Raw genomic sequence first — 18346 nt, 5'->3', positions numbered from 1 at the left:
TCAAGCGGCCGCGAGCGGCCGGGTGGACCGGATGATCGCCAACTGCCGCCAGCCCGCCTTCCGCTCCACGGTATGGATGCCGATCTGGTCCAACTCGGCCAGCTCCGCCTCGACCTCGGCGAGTTGTGCGGGCGTGATGCCGTGGCCGGGCCGCTTGAGCAGCCGTTCCGCGATCAGCATCCGGCCGCCGGGGGCGAGCTTGGTGATGAGGGTGGCCAATCCGGCGGCCCGGTCGTCCCAGTGGTGCATCGAGGCGACGCTGAAGATCACGGTGAATCGTTGATCATCAAACGGTACGTCCTCGGCGCCGGCCACCCGGATGTCGGCGCCGGGCACCCGCCGGGACACCATCTCGACGAAGGTCGGCGACGGATCGACCGCGGCGACCCGATCGGGCCCGAGCGCCTGCGCGGCCAGGTCGACGGCGCCACCGGCACCGCAGCCCACCTCGAGGACGCGGTCATTCGGTTGCAGCCGGGCCTGTTCGACCACGACCCGGGCCGTCGACGGATTCCTCGTGAACAGCGCGTACAGCCGGGAGGCCACGCGAGAGAAGCCTGCCATGACCCGAGCCTAGGGGTACGGCCGCCGGAACGGGGTCGGGGACGCCCCTGAGTCGTCCCTTTCTCGACGCCCACAGCACGCCGCCGATCACCGCGAGACCCGCGATGATCACCACCGGCTCGACCCGCTCGCCGAACGCGACCCAGGACGAGGCGACGCCGACGATCGGCACCAGCATGGAGAACGGGGCCACCTCGCTGGACGGGTGTCGGGCCAGCAGACCGTTCCAGAGGCCGTACCCGATCAAGGTCGCAATCAGCACGATGTAGAGCAGCCCGAACACGGCCGGCACCGCCTCCGGAGTGATCACGGTGATCATGGTCTGACCGATCCGGGCCGGCCCTTCGAAGATCAACGACATGATCAACAACGGGATCGGTGGCACCACCGACATCCACAGGGTGAGCCGGAACGGCGAGGGTGCGCCCGCCTGCCGGCTGCAGATGTTGCCGATCGCCCAGCCGAGCGCCGCACACAGGGTCAAGATCACCGGCAACAGGCTGGCGTACTGCGCCCGGTGTACGGCGATCACCGCGAGCCCGCCGACCGCGACGAGGATCCCGGCGACCTGCCGCCCGGACAGCCGCTCCCGGAGCGCGACAGCGGCGATGATCACCGTGAACGGCGCCGAAGCCTGCAGCACCAGCGAGGCGAGTCCGCTCGGCATCCCGGCCGCCATGCCGACGTAGAGGAACGCGAACTGCAGCACGCCGAGGCCGAGCCCGGTGCCGATCAGCCAACGCAGCGGCACCTTCGGCCGCGGCACCAGCAGCAGGGTCGGGATCGCGATCAGGGTGAACCGGAGAGCACCCATCAGGAACGGCGGGAAGTGATGCAGCGCGATCGCGGTGGCCGGGAAGTTGAGGCCCCAGCAGACGGCGACGAACACGGCGAGCAGGCGATCACGGACGGACACCCGGCCAGTCTGCGCCTCGATGATCTTGAAGGACAATCACAATTCTCTGTCGAATAGTTGTAGGTTGCCTTCATGAACGGGTCGTGGCGCGGGTTGGACCGGGCGCACCTGGTGTTGCTCCGCGAGCTGGCCGATCGGGGCTCGGTCAGTGCCGTGGCGCGAGCGACCGACCGAACCCCGTCCGCGGTTTCCCAACAGTTGAAGGTGATCCAGCGGCAGGTGGGTGCCGAGCTGGTGCAGCGCTCCGGCCGCGGAGTACGGCTCACGGACGCCGGCCGGGCCCTCGCCGACGGCGCGGTCTCGGTGCTGACCGCCTGGGCGGAGGCCGAGGCGGCTTGGCTGGCGTACCGGACCGAGGCGAGCGGCCGGGTCCGGATCGCGTTCTTCCACTCGGCCTCGGAGCTACTGCTGCCCGGGCTGCTGGACCGGCTCCGGGCGTTCCCGCAGATCGCCCTCGAGTTCGGCGACGAGGACGTCGGGCAGACCGAGTTCGCGCCGCTGACCAGGGATTACGACATCGTCGTCGCGCACCGGTCGGACCAGCGACGGACGGCGCGAGGTGGCCTTCGGGTGGTCCAGTTGCTGCGCGAGCCGATGGACGTCGCCGTACCGCTGGACCACCGGATGGCCGGCCGCCGCAGCGTCGCGCCGGCCGACGTGATCGACGAGGACTGGATCGCACCACCGGAGGGCTTCCCGATCGACCGGGTGCTGACCGCGATCGCCGGGCAGACCGGAGCGACACCGCGGGTGCTGCTGCGCACCACCCACCTGCCGCTGATGGAGCGACTGGTCGCCGGCGGCCACGGGATCGCGCTGCTGCCGCGCTACACCACCCGCGATCGCAGCGCCGGCCGGTTCGCCCTGGTCCCGTTGCGCGACGAGCGGGCGGCCCGCTACCTCGGCGCGCTGGCCCGGCCCGACCGGGCCGCCCGGCAAGCCGTCCGGGTCGTGCTGGAGGAACTGACCGCGGTCGCCGAGGCCGTCGCCGATCCCGCCGAGGAAGGATGATCATGGAAGGCAAGCCGTTGCGCCGCTCCAGCCGGGTCCTGCTCTTCGGACCGGCGCACGAGTTGATCTTGATCAGGCGGACCCGACCGGGGCGGGCGCCGTATCTGACCACGCCCGGCGGCGGTGTCGAGCCGGGCGAGACCTGGGACCAGGCGGCCGTCCGCGAGTGCCGCGAGGAGGTCGGCGCCGAGGTGATCATCGGGCCCACCGCCTACATCGCGTACGTGAGCACGCCACGACGGGCGATCCAGCGCTACGCCCTGGCGAAGTTGATCACGTTGGACGACGACGTCCGACACGGCCCGGAGTTCGAGAACCCGGCCCGTGGCCGCTACCAGACGGTCCGGATCGCCCTGGATGATCAAGAACTCGACCTGCTCCGCCCCGCCGAGCTGGTCCCGATCCTCCGTGACTTCGGCGGCGAGTTGGCCGCGGAAGCCCGCGGGCTGAACCCGACCGTTCCCTGAGCCTGTCGAAGGGAAATGCCCGAGGCCCAGCTTCTTCGGCGTTACCCCGTGATCTTGCCGGGGTTGAAGTTCCCCTTCGGATCGAACGACGTGAACAGCCCGGACATCAGCTCGGCCCCGGCCGGTGACAGGTCCTCGGCCAGCCACGGCGCGTGCTCGACGCCGACCGCGTGGTGGTGGGACAGGGTGCCGCCGTTGTCCACGAAGGCCTGCTGGATGGCCTGCTTGACGACGTCGTACTCCTTGAGCGGATCGTCCTGGGAGAACTTGAAGGCGAAGGTGAAGTAGAGGCAGGCGCCGGAATGCTCGGAGTGCGAGAGGTGGCACATGATCCACCCCTTCACGCCGATCTCGTCGAACGCGGAGTTCGCGGCAGCGACCACGGCGTAGTAGAGCGTCTTCAGTTGCGACCAGGGCGCGGCGGTCTCGGACACGTCGCCGGCGGCACCGCGGTCGAGCAGGAAGTCCCGGATGTACGGGGTGTCGAACTTCTTCTGGTCGTACAGCTCGCCGGGTCCCTTGCCGAGGACGATCGCGCCGTGCTTGCTCACGATGTCCTTGACCAGCTTCTTCTGCCGGGCCACGTGCTCCTTGCTGCCCTCGTACCCGATGAAGGAGAGGCAGACTTGATCAAGATCCCAGCCGCGCTTCTCCAGCACCGACATCAGACCCTTGCTGATCATCGACGACAGCGAGAACCCCGGCTTCTTCTTCCTGGTGGCGAAGGAGAATCCGGTCTCGCGCGAGTCGGAGACGCGGGTGATCGACGGAGTCGCGTCGCTGACCGAGATCGCGTGCATGGCGTCCAGCCCGGATTCCCAGCTCGGGAACAGATAGCCGAGCACGACGCGCTCCTCGGGCAGCCGGTGCACCTGCACGGTGACCTCGGTGATCACGCCGAGCCGGCCCTCGCTGCCCAAGATCATCTCGCGCACGCTGGGGCCGGTCGAGTAGCCCGGCAGCGGCCGCAGCACCAGCAGCTTGCCCGGCTGGACGACCCGCAGGCCGCGGGCGATCTGTGCGATGTCGCCGTACTTGTCCGACTGCATGCCGGAGGAGCGGGTGGCCACCCAGCCGCCGAGGGTGCTGTGGGTGAAGCTGTCCGGGAAGTGGCCGAGGGTCCAGCCGCGCTGCCCGAGCTGTTCTTCAAGATCAGGACCGAGGGCACCGGCCTGGATCCGGGCCAGGCCCGAGGTCTCGTCGACGTCGATCACCTTGTTGAGCCGGCCCAGGTCGAGCGAGATCACCGGCCGGGTCTCGCCGGGCGGCGCCTCGAGGGAGCCGGCGATGTTGCTGCCGCCGCCGAACGGGATCAGCACCGCGTCCGCGTCCACGGCCGCGTCGACGATCTGCTGGACCTCGTCCTCGTCGGCCGGGTAGAGCACGATGTCGGGCACCCGCGGGATGTCGCCGTTCCGCAGTCGGACCAGGTCCCGCATGCTCTTCCCGTACGTGTGCACGATCCGGTCCATCGGCTCCGAGATCGCGTTGTCGGCGCCGACGATGTCGGTCAGCAGCGCCAGCAGGTCCGGACCGATCTTGGGCTCCGGGATGTCCAGCGCGTCGAAGTCGACGCTCAGCTCGGGGGCCTCGTTGAGATCGAGGTCGATGGCCTTGATCACGAACGGCGCCATGCCCGGCTTGTCCTCGTGGTGGAAGCCGACCCCCTCGACTCCCCAGCCCCACCACTTCATGTGCTTGACGTTCGGCATCCCACTTCCCTTCCCTTGGCCGCCCCTCGGCGCGCCGGTGATGATCAGCGGCCGCGCGCGGCCCGGTGCTCTTCGGCCTCGTCGATCAGGCCGCGGACCTCCTTGGCCATCCGGGCCGCGAACTCCGGCACGGTCTCGTCGTCCTCGGCCGTCATCGGTGCGCCGAAGTTGACGAACACCGGCGGCCGGCCACGCTTCGGCCAGTTCGCACCGTACGGCATCGCGTCGAAGGCACCGACCAGCCCGACCGGCAGGCACGGCACACCGCGACTCCGGCACAGGGCCGCCGGCCCGGCGGTGAACGGCGCCATTTCTCCGGTACGGGAGCGGGTGGCCTCCGGATACAGCAGCAGGGGTACGCCCTCGTCGAGCAGCGTGCTGGCCATGCCGCGTCGCTCGTTCTTGCCCTTCTGGCCGGCCCGGTTGATCGGGAACAGGTTGAAGAACAGCGAGGTCACGCCGCGGCGCCACTTCACGTCGAAGAAGTAGTCGCCGGCCGCGCCGACCGCCATCCAGCGGGACAGCTTGCGCGGCAGCGCACCGAGGATCAGCGGCGTGTCCAGGTGACTGGCGTGGTTGGACACGACGATCACCGGCGAGCCGACACCCTTGAGCCGCTCCCGGCCGAGCACGGTGACGTCCGTGATCGACCAGACCAGGGACTTCATCAGCAGCCGTTGAGTGACGAACCGTGCTCCCGCCCGGATCGGTGAGGTGTAGCTGCTCGTGCTCGACACGAGGTCAACTGTATTCCCGCGCTGTCGGATCTGTTATTCCGCCTGACCAAAGTCAGGTTCGCGGGCCCCTGCCCGAAGCGTGGTTTAGGGGGTCAGCGACCAGAGCTGTTCGCCGGGCAGCGGCTCCATGCCGTCCGCCACGTCGCGATCGAGAGTGACTCGCAGGCCAGGGAAGCGCCGGCCGATGGCCCGGGCGTATTCCTCGGCAGCGCCGGACTCGGCCCGGTAGGTCCGCAGCACGTGCGGGCCGAACCAGAGCTGCACCCGCTGCTCGGCGGCAGCGGCGTGTTCGGTGCTCCATTCCTGGAGTTCGGGGGTCGTGGTCGCCATGGCGGCGCGGTCGAGCACGGATCGTGGGTCCGCAGAAGTCATGCTTCAAACCTTCTCGTCAGCGAAGGGGACGCCGCTACCACAGTTTGAGGACGTTTGGGACGTTTTTGAGGTATTTTTGAGGAAACACGAACATTCGAGACTTGCGGGGTCGGCATGACGAACGAGCAGTTGCGGGCTGCCATGGCGCGGGCAGGCGTCTCCATTCATGATCTTGCTGCCATGACCGGCCGCGACCCGAAGACGGTGAGCCGCTGGATCGGCGGCCGGGTGCCGCACCCGCGGCAGCGCTACCTGGTCGCGAAGCACCTCGGCACCGACGAGGGCCGACTCTGGCCGCAGTCCCGCCCGACGAGTACGGACGGCTCGCCGACCGGCGATCTGGTGGCCGCGTATCCGTACCGGTCGAACGTGCCGGCCGAGGACTGGTGGTCGATGATCACCGGCGCCGAACGGCAGATCGACCTGCTCGGGTACACGCTCTATTTCCTGCCACTCGACCATCCGGAACTGTTGCCAACGCTGGCGGAGAAATGTGCGCAAGGCTGTCGGGTACGGCTGGTGATCGCCGATCCGAGATCGGACCATGTCGCGAATCGGGATCGGGAGGAGCAGCATCCGATCACGCTCGTCGCGCGGATCGGCACGACGTTGAAGTATTTCGGCAAACTGCGGACCCAGGCGAATCTGGAATTTCGTTATCAGGATGTCCCGCTCTATAACTCGATCTTCCGCTTTGATGATCACATGCTGGTCACCCCACACCTGTACGGCACGCCAGGCGTCCAGGCGCCGACGCTGCGGCTGCGCTGGAACGGCCACAACGGCTTGTTCTCAAGGTTTGCCGACCACTTCGAGAGCATCTGGCTGACCACGGTCCCGGTGCCGGACGAGGACTGGGGCTGACCATGGCGCGGGTCGACTACGACAACGGCGAGGGTCCCGCGCCGAATGCGCTGGTTGTCGCGTCGTCAGCCGTGGTCACGGACGAGCACGGTCGCATTGTGCTCCATCGCCGCGTCGACAATTCACTCTGGGCGCTTCCCGGCGGGGCGATCGAATTGGGTGAATCGGTGCGGGACGGCACCGTACGTGAAGTGCGTGAGGAAACCGGGCTGGAAGTCGTCGCCGACTATGTGATCGCCGTCTATTCCGATCCCGCCCACGTCATGGCGTACGACGACGGAGAGGTGCGCCAGGAATTCTCGATCTGCGTCAAATGCCACGCGGTCGGCGGTGCACTGCGCGTCAGCGAGGAGTCGCACGAGGTGCGCTGGTTCCGCCCGGCGGCGATCGGCGCACTCCGGATCCACCCGCGGATCCTGGTCCGGATCACCGACTATCTCGACGGCACCCGGGCCGCGCTCAGTCCTTGATCAATCAACGCCGGCCAGAGGAGATCCGAGCCGAGACGGCGCCGATCACCCGCCGCGGCAGGTGCCGGGCGAGGAAGATCAACACCTGGTAGCGCTTGGACGGGATCGAGACCGGTCGGCCCCGGGCGGCGTCGGCCAGGCACTCCTCGACGACCCGGTCGGCGTCCAGCCAGAGCGGGTCGGGGATCCTGGACGTTTTCAGGTTCGCCCGCTCGTGGAACTCGGTCCGGACCCAGCCGGGGCAGAGGGCGGTGACGGTGACCCCGGTGCTGCGCAGTTCGACCGCCAGGCCTTCCGAGTAGGAGGTCACCCAGGCCTTGATCGCGGAGTAGTTGCCGAGGACGACGAAGCCGGCGGTGCTGGAGACGTTGATGATCTGGCCGTGGCCGCGGTCGGCCATGGCGCGCCCGGCCGCGCCGCCCAGGGTCAGCACCGCCTTGCACATGACGTCGATCGCGTGCTCGTGCGGCGACGGGTCCTCGGCGGTCAGCTTGGTGTGGATGCCGAAACCGGCGTTGTTGACCAGGATCTCGATCGGCCGCTCGGTGTCCGTCAGCCGCTCGGCGACCCGGAACACGTCCTCGCGGACACCGAGATCGGCCGGCAGCACCTCGACGGCGACGGCGTACCGCTCGGAGAGTTCGTCGGCCGCCCGCTTCAGCCGATCGACGTTCCGGGCCACCAGGACGAGGTCGGTGCCGCGCGCGGCCAGGGCCCGCGCGAACGCGGCGCCGATGCCGGAGGTGCCGCCGGTGATCAGAGCTGTCGCCATGGCAGACACCCTAATGTCGGCCGTCCGCTGCCCAAATCCGTAGCCCAAGAAATGACAAATCGATGGATTTATATCAGGCTTGACGGGTGACGCCGAATCTCGTGGCCGAGGCACTGCCGGCCGTACTCCTGGACGACCTGGTCAGCTCGGTGACGGAACGCACCGGCAGCGAGCGGATCGGGCAGGCGTTCCGGCGCAGCTTCGGCAACACGATCGAGACGACGATCCAGGCCGACGACGAGGGCCGGCCGTTCGTGATCACCGGCGACATCCCGGCGATGTGGCTGCGGGACTCCTCGGCCCAGCTCGCGCCCTATCTCGGGCTGGCCCGTGATCATGCTCCGATGGCGGACCTGATCGCCGGCGTGATCGGCACCCAGTTCCGGTTGATCACCGTCGACTCGTACGCGAACGCCTTCAACCGCGCGCCGACCGGCTCCGGGCATCCGGGCGACCTGTGCGACGACCCGCGGATCTGGGAGCAGAAGTACGAGATCGACAGCTTCGCGTTCCCGCTCTGGCTGGCCCACCGGTTCTGGCGGCTGACCGGCCGGACCGACTTCGCGGGCGACGAGTTCCGGGCGGCGGCGCGCATCATCGTCGATCAACTCCGACTCGAACAGGACCATGAGGCGCGCTCCGCGTACCGCTTCGTGCGGGAGGTCGGCATCGAGACCGAGACCCTGTCCCGGGGCGGCCTCGGCGCACCGGTCGGCTTCACCGGGATGACCTGGTCCGGCTTCCGGCCGAGCGACGACGCCTGCACCTACGGCTACAACGTGCCCGGCAACCTGTTCGCGGCGACCGCGCTGCGGCACCTGGCCGAGCTGGCCACCAAGATCATCGGCGATCAGCGACTGGCCGACGACGCGGAGCAGTTGGCCGGCGAGTTGGCCGACGGTGTCCGGCGGCACGGCATCGTGCGGCATCCCGATCATGGTGACGTCTACGCGTACGAGGTGGACGGGCTCGGCAACACCCTGCTGATGGACGACGCCAACATGCCCAGCCTGCTGTCGCTGCCCTGGCTCGGCTGCGTCGAACTGACCGACCCGGTCTACCGGGCCACCCGGGCGTTGATCCTGAGCCCCGAGAATCCCTTCTATTACGAGGGTTCCGCGGCCGCCGGCATCGGCAGCCCGCACACGCCGCCGCGCTACGTCTGGCCGATTGCGCTCGCCGTGCAGGGCCTGACCAGCGCCGAGCCCGCCGAGCAGCGCCGACTGATCGACTTGTTGATCGACACCGACGGCGGCACCGGGCTGATGCATGAAGGCTTCGACGTGGACGACCCGACCCGGTTCACCCGGCCGTGGTTCTCCTGGGCCAACGCGATGTTCTGCCAGTTGATCTTGGAGCACACCGAGCTCGCCTGACCGAGGAAAACCAGTGGTGGTGTGCCCAGCGGCGCGCCTAGTCTGCAGCTGTCTCACTGCCGAGTGGTTGGAGCCGATCATGCGTCGCGACAACAAGGGCCGGACGGCCCGCTAACTCCTCCACCGTCGGTGCACCGAGAGTGCACCCGGCGTCCGAGCACGCGCGCCGCCGGTGTCGATGTCGACCCTTTCCCGGGTCCGTCGGCCGCTGCCCGCGGGCACCTCTCCGCTTGTCGCCGATGGGCCCACCCCGGCCCTCGGAGACGCATGCCTGCTCACCCCTACCCGCTCGACCCCGACCTTGATCAACATCTGCTCGACCCGGGTCTGGCCGCCGACCTGGTCGCCGGTGCCGAGCTCACCCGCGACGATGTGGTGCTCGACATCGGTGCCGGAACCGGCGCCCTGACCGCCGCGATCCTGCGCCAGCGGCCACGGGCGGTGATCGCCGTCGAGCCCGATCCCCGCTGCCTGGCCAGCCTCGCCAACCTGCCATGCCTCGACCTGCGTGCGGGCCGGATCCAGGACATCGACCCAGCGAGCCTGACCGCCGTGACGATGGTCATCGCCAACCCGCCGTTCTCGGCCCTGCACCACGTGATCGGACTGGCCCGCCGGCTGCCCCGCCTGCGCGCCGTGGAACTCTGCGTCGGTCGCCGCTGGGCCGAGGCCGCGACGGCGGGCCCGGCCGATCCGCACTACTCGGCGATCACGCTCGACGTGTCCGCCCGGTTCTCGATCGCGGTGGCCCGCAGGGTCCCGGGCTCGGCGTTCACCCCGCCGATCGCGACTCCGGCGGCCTGGCTCCGGCTCGTGCCGCTGGCCCGGCCGGACCCGCTGCTGTTGTCCCTCGCCGATGCCGTACGGGCGCGAGCCGGACTGAGGCTGAAGGATTGGCTCCGGTCCCCGGCCGCGAACCGGCAGCCGCAACGGGACCGGATGCTGAAGCTCCGGGCCGACCCGTTCGTCCGCGGACTGCAGCAGCGGCGGCTGTCGGCCCTGACCAAAGCCGAATTGGCGCGACTGGTGCGGCACCTGCAGGAAGGTCAATGCTGACCGATCCACCTGTGGCTCGGCCCGCCTGATCGCGCGCCCGTCTTGAGCCTGTTGCAGATTCGCGTGGCGAAGTGCTCCCAGGGTTGTGCCACCGGCCGGGTCCGGACCGTGGGTGCGGTCCCGGCTGGCCGATCCCGGGCTGAACAGCGCTGGCTGAGCGGGCCCGAACTTCGGGCGGCGGAGTCACACCGAAGATCTTGCGGTCCGGGTCCGGCAGCCCGGCTCCTGCCGCCAGTGACCTTTGACCGCGCTCGGACGTCGCGCAGAGGCCCTGTCGTCCGCTCGCTGCGGCCGGATCACGGACGGCAAGAGACCTTGCGATCTGGCCTGCTGGATCGCCGGCGGGTCGGTCCGGGCATTTCGGACCCGCCACCGGGTCGGGGTGGGAATGGGTGAGGTCGATGGGGTCGGGTCGGTGGGCCGGGGCAGCCCCGATTTGTGGGTGACTTCCGGCTGCGAACACCCGGCCGGATATGACCCACTCAGGCTGCGGGTCGGGCCGGGGGATTGGGTGAGGTCGTGACGCGGGGCGGCTGGGCCGGGGTCAGTGGGGCCCGAGCCGTTGGCCAGAGTCGATGTGGCCGACGCGACACCCGGTTGTGGGTGACTTCCGGCCGCGATCTTCCCCACACTTCTTGTCGCTTTACTCGAGATACTTCTCGCGGGAAGTGCCAGTTTTTCACGTTACGTGAAAAACTTGTGGCCAGAGGGACGGCTGGGACGAGCGCCCCTCGCAAGCTAACCCTCGTCGAGGAGGGGCGGGGCCCAGGTTGGCCGGGGGATCAGGCAGAAGGGGTGGCCGGCGGGGTCGGCGAAGACGCTGTCGCCGTCCAGTTCCCGGGCGCCAAGGGCCAGCACGCTCGCTTTGGCGGCGTCCACGTCCTCGACCATGACGTCGAAGTGCACCTGCTGCGGCACGGTCGAGTCCGGCCAAGTCGGTGGCCGATGGCCGGGCGCGAGTTGAAACGCCAGCCCGGAGGCCTCGGAGTTGGTCGAGACCACCACGAAGTCGTCGCTGTCGTAGGTGATCGGCTGACCCAGGAGCTGCGCATAGAACCGTGCCAGCGACCGCGGGTCGGGGCAGTCGAGGATCGCATGATGCAAGCGTCCGATCACCCGTCCGATGGTGTCACGCCGGGCCCCTGCTGTACGACAGCGATCGTGCTTCGGCTGACCAGGCGCGTACTGGCCACCGAATCCGGGCGGAGGTCAGACCGGCGTCAGCGGGAACCACGGCTCCGGCGGCCGTTCGACGGCGATCGGGTCGCCGGCGCGTACGGCGCCGCCGCGGGACACGATGCTCATCACGCCGGCCAGCCGTTCGACCTCGCCGGTCTCCGTACGACGCAGAACCTGTTTCAGCAGTCCGGGCTGGAACCGGTTGATCTGCTCGCAGGGGTTGCGCAGTCCGGTCACGGTGAGCACGACCGGACCGATCCGGAGCCGGGTGCCGACCGGGAGTCCGAGCAGGTCGAGACCGGCGGTGGTGATGTTCTCGCCCAGCTGGCCCGGGGCGACCCGGTAGCCGGCGAGCGCGACCAGGTCGAACAGTTCGCGATGGATCAGGTGGACCTGACGCAGGTTCGGCGTGGACGGGTTCTTCGCCACCCGAGACCTGTGCTTCACCGTCACGCCGGCGTGCGCGTCACCGGCAACACCGAGGCCCTCGATCAGGTCGATCACGTCCCGACTCGGCTTGCCGAACGTGTGACCGTCGCTGCGATGGACGGAGACGACAGTGGGGCCATGGATTCGTTCTCACGGGTGCCCCGGTGTCTCCCGCCAGTCAACTGGGGTGAACGAGACGTCCGTCGTGGATGTGATGATCTCCACCTCGTCGCCGAGGGCCCACTCGGCGACCCGGGAGGCCATCGCGGCGGGCACGCCTTCGCTGTCGCCCGGTGCCGGTCCGATGTCGAACGTGGCATGGCCGTTGTGCGGAAGGACGACCCCGAACCCCCGCTCGATTGCGGAGCGGGCGGTGGCCAGCACGCACATCTCGGACATCAAGCCGACCACGCATAGCCGGTCGACGCCGTGCCGCCGCAGCGTCTCCTCGAGCGGGGTCCCGTCGAATCCGTCGTCCGCCGACTTCCGGATCACAGTCTCGCGGTCCGATGCCCCCGCCTCGAAGTACAGCTGCCAGCCCTCTCCGCCGGGCTCGTCGACGGCTCCCGGCGGGCCGTCGTTCTGCAGCTGGACGACGAGGGCGCCGGCGTCCCGGGCCCGTTCCAGCAGAGCGCCCACGTTCCCCAGCAACGGCCCACTGGCCGGAGCCGCCCCGGGGCCGGTCACGAACGCCCGCTGAACGTCGATGATCAGGAGCGCGTGGACCGGGTCAGTCATCGGCGGCGAGGGCGGCGGTCTGGCGGGCGATGGCGAGTTCCTCGTCGGTCGGTACGACGAGCACCGCGACCGCGGAATCGTCGGCGGAGATCAGCCTGGCCTCGCTTGCCGCGGTCGCATTGCGGTCGGGATCCACCGCGAGACCGAGACCGGCCAGCCCGTCGGCGACGGCGGCGCGCAGATCGGGGCTGTTCTCGCCGATGCCACCGGTGAAGATCACCTGGTCGAGGCCGCCGAGGATCGCCCAGTAGGCGCCGAGGTAGTGCTTGAGCCGGTGTACGACGACGTCGAACGCCAGTGCGGCGTCATGATCATCGTCGGCTCGCCGCTGCAGCACCTCGCGGAAGTCGTTGACGCCGGCCAGGCCCTTCAGCCCGGATTCCTTGTTCAACAGCGTGTCCACGTCGTCGGGACCGAGACCGGCCTCGCGGTGCAGGTAGCTGTGCAGGCCCGGGTCGACGTCGCCCGACCGGGTCCCCATCACCAGCCCCTGCAACGGGGTCAGGCCCATCGAGGTCTCGACCGGCCGACCGTCCAGGATCGCCGCGGCCGAGCAACCGTTGCCGAGATGGAACGTGATCTGCCGCACCGGGCCAGCGGCCTTGATCGACTCGCGGGCGACACCGGCGACGTAGTCGTGCGAGGTGCCGTGGAAGCCGTACCGGCGGATCCGGTGCCTGGCGGCCAACTCGCGCGGGATCGCGTACGTGCGGGCAACCTCGGGCAGCTCGGCGAAGAACGCGGTGTCGAAGACCGCGACGTGCGGCACGTCGCCGAACCGCTGCCGGGCCGCCTCGATGCCGGCGACGGCGGCCGGATTGTGCAGCGGCGCCAGCCCGGACAGGTCCCGGATCGTCGCCAGTACGTCGTCGGTGATCTTGGTCGGCCGGGCGAAGTCCGGTCCGCCGTGGACGACGCGGTGGCCCACCGCGAGCAGGTCCAGCTGACCAAGATCGGGGCCGTACGTCGCGAACTGCTCGGTGATCAACTCCAGCGCGGCACCGATGTCCTCGGCCGTGTGATCACCGGAGTGGGTCTCGCCGCCGGTCTCGTGACTGACCTCGCCGCCGTGCTCGCCGATCCGCTCGATCGTCCCGTCCGCCAGCACTTCGGCGGAAGCCGGAATGATCAAGCGGTACTTGACTGACGAGGATCCCGCGTTGATCACCAACACCGGAGCTGATGTGGTCATCGGGCCACCGCCTGGGCCTGGATCGCGGTGATCGCCACCGTGTTGACGATGTCGTCGACGGTGGCGCCGCGGGAAAGATCATTGACCGGCTTCTTCAGCCCTTGCAGGACCGGGCCGACCGCGACGGCGCCGGCACTGCGCTGCACCGCCTTGTACGTGTTGTTGCCGGTGTTCAGGTCCGGGAAGATGAACACGGTCGCCTTGCCCGCCACGTCGGAGTCGGGCAGCTTGGTCGCGGCGACGCCGGGGTCGATCGCGGCGTCGTACTGGATCGGTCCCTCCAGCGGCAGGTCCGGCTCCCGTTGCGCGACCAGTTCGGTCGCGGCCCGGACCCGGTCCACCTCGGAGCCCGTACCCGAACTCCCCGTCGAGTACGACAGCATGGCGACCCGCGGCTCGACGTCGAACTGGCGCGCGGTCTCGGCCGAGGCGATCGCGATGTCGGCCAGTTGATCAACGGTCGGCTCGGGGATCACCGCGCAGTCCCCGTACACCAGCACCCGGTCGGCCAGGCACATCAGGAACACGCTGGACACGACGTCGACACCGGGCCTGGTCTTGATGAACTCCAGCGCCGGCCGGATCGTGTGCGCGGTGGTGTTGATCGCGCCGGACACCATCCCGTCGGCCAGGCCGAGATGGACCATCATGGTGCCGAAGTACGCGCCGTCGGTGATCACCTCGCGGGCCTTCTCCGGCGTCACGCCCTTGTGCGCGCGAGCTTCGGCGTAAGCGGCCGCGAACCGCTCGACGAGTTCCGGGTCGTTCGGCGAGATGATCTTGGCCTGGTCCAGCTGCAGACCGAGGCTGGAGGCCCGGGAACCGATCTTGGTCGCGTCGCCGAGCAGGGTCAGCTCGGCGACGCCGCGGCGCAGGATGATCGCCGCTGCTTCGAGGATCCGATCGTCGGTGCTCTCCGGCAGCACGATGTGCATCCGCTGGGCCCGGGCCCGCTCCATCACCTGATGTTCGAACATGATCGGGGTCCGGACCGGCGACGCGGAGACCTCGATGGCCCGCAGCAGCGAGGCCTGGTCGACGTTCTCGGCGAACAGCCGGCGGGCGGTCTCGATCTTGGTCGTGGAGTCCTTCGTCATCGGCCCGCGGACCCGGGACAGCCGCTCCGCGGTGTCGAACGTGCCGAGCTCGGTCAGCAGCACCGGCAGGTCCTGCTCGATGCCGCGGGCCAGCCGGCGGATGGAGTCCGGCAGCGGGTAGCCGCCGGTCAACACGATCGCCGCCAGGGCGGGGAAGGTCCCGGACTGGTGGGCGAGCACCAGCCCGGGAATCAGGTCGGCCCGGTCGCTGGCGGTGATCACGGTCGCGTCCGGGGTGAGCCGGTCCAGCACGTTGGGCAGGGTCATCGCCGCGACGATGATGCCCTGCGACTCGCGGTCCTGCCAGGCATCGACGCCCTGCACGAGGCTGCCGCCGACGGCCCGGCCCAGCATCCGTACGGTCGGCGCGGAGAGCATCGGGCTCTCCGGCAGCGCGGCGACCATCGGCGCCTCCGGGTGCCCGGTCAGGGCCGCGACAACCTCGGTAAGGGCACCCGGATCGACCCGGTTCGCGATCACGGCGACCGACTGGGCGTGCTGGGCGCGGAACTCGGCCAGCGCACCGTCGGCGGCCGCCCGGATCTGTTCCGGCGTACGGTTCCGGCCGTGCACGACGAGCACCACCGGGGCGCCGAGATTGGCCGCGATCTTGGCGTTGAACGACAGCTCGGTCGCGGTCGTGATGTCGGTGTAGTCGGAGCCGAGCACGAGCACCACCTCGAACCGCTCCCGCAGCGTCGCGCACCGCTGCACGATCTGGTGCAGTGCCTCGTCCGGATCGGCCCGGGCGGCCTCGTAGCCGACGCCGACAGCCTCCTCGTACGTCTGCTCGATGCCCGGCCGGCTGACCAGCAGGTCCAAGATCACGTCGCGGCCCTGCTCGCCGGCGGCGCTGATGAGCGGCCGGAAGACACCGACCGATCCGACCTCCCGGATCAACGCGTCGAGCAGGCCGAGCGCGACGGCGGACTTACCGGTCTGCCCCTCGACGGAGGCGACATAGACGGTTCGGTTCACCGGTCGAGCGTATCCGCCAGCCCCCGACGCAGCAGATCGACCAGCTCCGCGGCGTTGCGGGCCAGCCACCGCTCGGCCGTCCGGGACGCCTCGATCCGCTCGGCCACGTCCTCGAGCGAGTCGTGCCCGGCGAGCCAGCGCCCGGTCCGCCAGCCGACCGTGCCGAGCGTCCGCTCCATGATCAACAACGGCTGCTCGGCGATCTCCGCGTCGTCGAGCCGCAGCGCCTCGCCGTAGCCGGTGGCGAGTGCGCGGGACTTCTCCCGCCAGTCCGGCCCGTCCAGCGCGCCGGACTGGTCGAGCGCGATGGCCAGTTCGTTGGCGCGGAGATCACGGCCGGCCACCTCGAAATCGATCACGCCGGTGATCACGGTCGGCGGCCCGGCCGCGAGCAGGTTGGACGCGCCGAAGTCCTCGTGGATGACCTGCAGCGGCAACCCGTCCCGCCGCGGCGGCGGCCCGGAGTGGTCACGCAGCCAGGCGACCTGCTCGGCGGCCAGACCCGCAGCGACGAGGGCGTCGATCCGGTCGTCGTCGATCCCGGCCAGGGCGAGGTCGGGGGTCGTCCAGTCGAACGGCGCCGCCTCCGCGGGTACGTCAGCGAGGGCGGCATCCAGTCGGCCGAGGGCCCGGCCGGCCGCCCGCAGCGCCTCGGGCCGGTCCAGGTCCGGCCGGGAACCGTCGATCCAGTCGATCAGGCTGACCGGCCCGGCCTCGGTCTCGATCACCGTCCGGCCGTCCGCGGCGGGCCGCGGCCGCGGCACCCGGAACGGCAGCCCGGCGCCGGCCAGCCGGTCCAGCAGCCGGTGCTCCCGGATCACCCGGTCATGATCAAGATTCTGGTAGACGCGGATCAGGCCGAGCGGCCGGCCGGTCGGTTCGCCGGCGTCGTGCACGATCCGCATCAGGTTGTTGGTGCCGCGGGCCGGCGCGGTCAGCACGGCCTCGATCGACCAGTTCCGGGCCAGCAGCGCCGAGAGCTCCCGTTCGAGGTCAATCATGATCAGAGCCGGACGAACTCGACGCCGGTGAAATGGTCGGTGAACGTCAGCCGGGCCCCTTCGCAGCAGCCGAACCGTGGTCCCCAGGCGGTGTAGTCGGCGTCGGGCAGGCAGGCCACCAGGGTTGCCTCCAGCTCACCGGAATGGCCGACGACCAGGACCGATCCGGTCGCCGGGAGCGGAGTCATCAGGTCTCGCCAGAGCGCGGCGATGGAGTGGGCGTAGCGGTGGTAGGCGCCGCCGGACCTGATCAACTCGGCCAGGACCGGGAACGGGTTCTCCGCCTGGGCGAGCCCGCCCTCCTCGCCCTCGGCGTAGAGCCCCGGATCGCTGCCGAGCGTCACCACCTCATGATCGACGGCGAACCCCATCGCCAGCGCGGTCTCCCGCGCCCGCGGCACCACGCTGGTCGCGACGAGGTCGTACGGTCCCATCGACTGACCGATCCTGCGCGCCAGATCGACCCCTGCCTGGGAGAGCTGCGACCCGCCGCCGGTCTTGCGCAGACTGTGCCTTCTGATCTCCAGGGTCGCCACGATCATGGAGGCTATCGGCGGTGTCGAGCGGTTTACCCCGCCGCGTTCCGGCGGTTCAGGCCTGGGGGAGCCGCTCCCGCAGCCAGGCGATGTCGGCGCCCTGACCCTCCCGGCCGCCCGGCGTCTCGACGATCACCGGCGCCCCGGCGGTCGTGACCACATGCAGCAGCGACTCGCCGGCGATCTCGCCGTCGGCGAAGTTCGCGTGCCGGTCCGCGCCGGAGTCGAACGTGTCGCGGGAGTTGTTGGCGTGCACCAGGTCGACCCGACCGGTGATCGCCTTCACCCGATCGACCACCCCGGCCAGGTCCTCGCCGCCGGCGTGCGCATGGCAGGTATCGAGACAGAAGCCGACCCGGTCGCCGCCCTCGGCCTGCCCGATCGCGTCCCAGAGCCGGGCAATCCGGTCCAGCCGCCGGGCCATCGCGTTGTCGCCGCCCGCGGTGTTCTCGATCAGGATCGGCACCGGCGCGTCCAGCCGGTCGACGCACTTGCGCCAGTTGTCGAAGCCGGCCTCGGGATCGTCGTCCTTCAGCCCGTGGCCGCCGTGCACGATCACCCCGGCGGCGCCGACCTCGGCCGCCAGCGTGACCGTCTGCTGCAGCAGCTTCCGGCTCGGGATCCGGATCCGGTTGTTCGAGGTCGCGACATTCAGCACGTACGGCGCGTGCACGTACAACGTGATCTTCGCGGCCTCGGCCGCCTCCCCGCAGCGCCACGGCACCGCCGGCGTAGGCGACCTTCGGCGCCTTCCAACCCTGCGGATCGCCGAGGAAGAACTGCGCCAGGTTCGCCTGCCGGGCGACCGCTTCCGCGATCGGATCCTGCTGCTCCCCGTGGCCGCCGATGGCCAGGGTCTCTGCTGTCAGCGTGTCAGTC

At 69.9% G+C, this 18346-nt stretch carries 19 protein-coding genes and 1 pseudogene; 6 read left to right on the top strand and 14 right to left on the bottom strand.

All coding sequences use genetic code 11. From position 1 onward, the window contains the following. Window positions 1-564, bottom strand: coding sequence for a class I SAM-dependent methyltransferase (locus BKA15_RS16715; RefSeq protein WP_179752612.1), 564 nt, complete (start codon window positions 562-564; stop codon window positions 1-3). Continuing rightward, a complete protein-coding gene (locus tag BKA15_RS16710; RefSeq protein ID WP_179752610.1) occupies window positions 461-1480 on the bottom strand; it encodes an EamA family transporter in 1020 nt (339 codons plus the stop codon). The genes BKA15_RS16715 and BKA15_RS16710 overlap by 104 nt, the downstream gene beginning before the upstream one ends. Before the next feature lie 72 nt (window positions 1481-1552). Here BKA15_RS16710 and BKA15_RS16705 point away from each other — a divergent pair, with 72 nt between their 5' ends. Further along, window positions 1553-2491, top strand: a complete 939-nt coding sequence (locus BKA15_RS16705; RefSeq protein ID WP_179752608.1) for a LysR family transcriptional regulator — start codon at window positions 1553-1555, stop codon at window positions 2489-2491. After that, entirely contained in the window at window positions 2488-2958 is a 471-nt protein-coding gene (locus BKA15_RS16700) for an NUDIX domain-containing protein (protein WP_179752606.1), read from the top strand. Before BKA15_RS16705 ends, BKA15_RS16700 begins: the two co-directional genes overlap by 4 nt. Before the next feature lie 41 nt (window positions 2959-2999). Here BKA15_RS16700 and BKA15_RS16695 read toward each other — a convergent pair whose 3' ends face one another. The 3 genes from BKA15_RS16695 to BKA15_RS16685 form a co-directional block, all read right to left on the bottom strand. Beyond that, window positions 3000-4670, bottom strand: coding sequence for an FAD-binding oxidoreductase (locus BKA15_RS16695; protein WP_179752603.1), 1671 nt, complete (start codon window positions 4668-4670; stop codon window positions 3000-3002). A gap of 44 nt (window positions 4671-4714) precedes the next feature. Next, window positions 4715-5407, bottom strand: coding sequence for a lysophospholipid acyltransferase family protein (locus tag BKA15_RS16690; protein WP_179752602.1), 693 nt, complete (start codon window positions 5405-5407; stop codon window positions 4715-4717). Between the two features lie 84 nt (window positions 5408-5491). After that, window positions 5492-5779 (bottom strand): hypothetical protein, encoded by a 288-nt coding sequence (locus BKA15_RS16685; protein ID WP_246322360.1) that lies wholly within the window; start codon window positions 5777-5779, stop codon window positions 5492-5494. A 114-nt stretch (window positions 5780-5893) separates the two neighbouring features. Here BKA15_RS16685 and BKA15_RS16680 point away from each other — a divergent pair, with 114 nt between their 5' ends. Together BKA15_RS16680 and BKA15_RS16675 are read left to right on the top strand one after the other, a co-directional pair. Next, window positions 5894-6643 (top strand): helix-turn-helix domain-containing protein, encoded by a 750-nt coding sequence (locus tag BKA15_RS16680; protein ID WP_179752600.1) that lies wholly within the window; start codon window positions 5894-5896, stop codon window positions 6641-6643. Window positions 6644-6645: 2 nt separating this feature from the next. Next, entirely contained in the window at window positions 6646-7113 is a 468-nt protein-coding gene (locus BKA15_RS16675; protein ID WP_179752598.1) for an NUDIX domain-containing protein, read from the top strand. A gap of 4 nt (window positions 7114-7117) precedes the next feature. Here the strand turns inward: BKA15_RS16675 and BKA15_RS16670 are convergent, their stop codons facing one another. Continuing rightward, the gene (locus BKA15_RS16670; RefSeq protein ID WP_179752596.1) at window positions 7118-7885 is read right to left on the bottom strand and encodes an SDR family NAD(P)-dependent oxidoreductase; all 768 of its coding nucleotides are present in this window, start codon (window positions 7883-7885) and stop codon (window positions 7118-7120) included. Window positions 7886-7971: 86 nt separating this feature from the next. Between BKA15_RS16670 and BKA15_RS16665 the strand changes: the two genes are divergently transcribed. Further along, window positions 7972-9261 carry a glycoside hydrolase family 125 protein gene (locus BKA15_RS16665; RefSeq protein WP_312879074.1) on the top strand — a complete coding sequence of 430 codons (1290 nt, stop codon included), beginning with the start codon at window positions 7972-7974 and terminating at the stop codon, window positions 9259-9261. A gap of 267 nt (window positions 9262-9528) precedes the next feature. Then, window positions 9529-10317 carry an rRNA adenine N-6-methyltransferase family protein gene (locus tag BKA15_RS16660; RefSeq protein WP_179752594.1) on the top strand — a complete coding sequence of 263 codons (789 nt, stop codon included), beginning with the start codon at window positions 9529-9531 and terminating at the stop codon, window positions 10315-10317. A 738-nt stretch (window positions 10318-11055) separates the two neighbouring features. Here the strand turns inward: BKA15_RS16660 and BKA15_RS16655 are convergent. The 8 genes and pseudogenes from BKA15_RS16655 to BKA15_RS16620 all read right to left on the bottom strand — a co-directional run bounded on the left by BKA15_RS16655 (window position 11056) and on the right by BKA15_RS16620 (window position 18321). Beyond that, window positions 11056-11433, bottom strand: a complete 378-nt coding sequence (locus BKA15_RS16655) for a VOC family protein (protein ID WP_179752592.1) — start codon at window positions 11431-11433, stop codon at window positions 11056-11058. 93 nt (window positions 11434-11526) lie between these two features. Further along, window positions 11527-12000 carry an MOSC domain-containing protein gene (locus tag BKA15_RS16650; protein WP_312879073.1) on the bottom strand — a complete coding sequence of 158 codons (474 nt, stop codon included), beginning with the start codon at window positions 11998-12000 and terminating at the stop codon, window positions 11527-11529. A gap of 75 nt (window positions 12001-12075) precedes the next feature. Continuing rightward, window positions 12076-12663 carry an isochorismatase family protein gene (locus tag BKA15_RS16645; protein ID WP_179752590.1) on the bottom strand — a complete coding sequence of 196 codons (588 nt, stop codon included), beginning with the start codon at window positions 12661-12663 and terminating at the stop codon, window positions 12076-12078. Continuing rightward, window positions 12656-13855 carry an acetate/propionate family kinase gene (locus BKA15_RS16640; RefSeq protein ID WP_179752588.1) on the bottom strand — a complete coding sequence of 400 codons (1200 nt, stop codon included), beginning with the start codon at window positions 13853-13855 and terminating at the stop codon, window positions 12656-12658. The genes BKA15_RS16645 and BKA15_RS16640 overlap by 8 nt, the downstream gene beginning before the upstream one ends. Then, window positions 13852-15930 (bottom strand): phosphate acetyltransferase, encoded by a 2079-nt coding sequence (gene pta, locus BKA15_RS16635; protein ID WP_179752586.1) that lies wholly within the window; start codon window positions 15928-15930, stop codon window positions 13852-13854. Before pta ends, BKA15_RS16640 begins: the two co-directional genes overlap by 4 nt. Then, window positions 15927-16931, bottom strand: coding sequence for a phosphotransferase enzyme family protein (locus BKA15_RS35590; protein WP_179752583.1), 1005 nt, complete (start codon window positions 16929-16931; stop codon window positions 15927-15929). The genes pta and BKA15_RS35590 overlap by 4 nt, the downstream gene beginning before the upstream one ends. 2 nt (window positions 16932-16933) lie before the next feature. Beyond that, window positions 16934-17467, bottom strand: a complete 534-nt coding sequence (locus BKA15_RS16625; protein WP_179752581.1) for a histidine phosphatase family protein — start codon at window positions 17465-17467, stop codon at window positions 16934-16936. Between the two features lie 55 nt (window positions 17468-17522). Next, a pseudogene (locus BKA15_RS16620) lies at window positions 17523-18321 on the bottom strand (deoxyribonuclease IV). Window positions 18322-18346: the final 25 nt, after the last annotated feature.

Source organism: Microlunatus parietis (assembly GCF_013407955.1).
In the GTDB taxonomy this organism is placed as follows: Bacteria; Actinomycetota; Actinomycetes; order Propionibacteriales; family Propionibacteriaceae; genus Microlunatus; species Microlunatus parietis.
Note: the sequence above shows the minus strand (reverse complement) of the source record. Positions and strands in the feature narration are given on the sequence as shown.

What these genes read in the sequence shown, in the direction of transcription:
- BKA15_RS16715 (WP_179752612.1), bottom strand. Translation starts at nt 564, where the DNA reads ATGGCAGGCTTCTCTCGCGTGGCCTCCCGGCTGTACGCGCTGTTCACG.
- BKA15_RS16705 (WP_179752608.1), top strand. Translation starts at nt 1,553, where the DNA reads ATGAACGGGTCGTGGCGCGGGTTGGACCGGGCGCACCTGGTGTTGCTC.
- BKA15_RS16700 (WP_179752606.1), top strand. Translation starts at nt 2,488, where the DNA reads ATGATCATGGAAGGCAAGCCGTTGCGCCGCTCCAGCCGGGTCCTGCTC.
- BKA15_RS16695 (WP_179752603.1), bottom strand. Translation starts at nt 4,670, where the DNA reads ATGCCGAACGTCAAGCACATGAAGTGGTGGGGCTGGGGAGTCGAGGGG.
- BKA15_RS16685 (WP_246322360.1), bottom strand. Translation starts at nt 5,779, where the DNA reads ATGACTTCTGCGGACCCACGATCCGTGCTCGACCGCGCCGCCATGGCG.
- BKA15_RS16680 (WP_179752600.1), top strand. Translation starts at nt 5,894, where the DNA reads ATGACGAACGAGCAGTTGCGGGCTGCCATGGCGCGGGCAGGCGTCTCC.
- BKA15_RS16675 (WP_179752598.1), top strand. Translation starts at nt 6,646, where the DNA reads ATGGCGCGGGTCGACTACGACAACGGCGAGGGTCCCGCGCCGAATGCG.
- BKA15_RS16670 (WP_179752596.1), bottom strand. Translation starts at nt 7,885, where the DNA reads ATGGCGACAGCTCTGATCACCGGCGGCACCTCCGGCATCGGCGCCGCG.
- BKA15_RS16660 (WP_179752594.1), top strand. Translation starts at nt 9,529, where the DNA reads ATGCCTGCTCACCCCTACCCGCTCGACCCCGACCTTGATCAACATCTG.
- BKA15_RS16645 (WP_179752590.1), bottom strand. Translation starts at nt 12,663, where the DNA reads ATGACTGACCCGGTCCACGCGCTCCTGATCATCGACGTTCAGCGGGCG.
- BKA15_RS16640 (WP_179752588.1), bottom strand. Translation starts at nt 13,855, where the DNA reads ATGACCACATCAGCTCCGGTGTTGGTGATCAACGCGGGATCCTCGTCA.
- BKA15_RS35590 (WP_179752583.1), bottom strand. Translation starts at nt 16,931, where the DNA reads ATGATTGACCTCGAACGGGAGCTCTCGGCGCTGCTGGCCCGGAACTGG.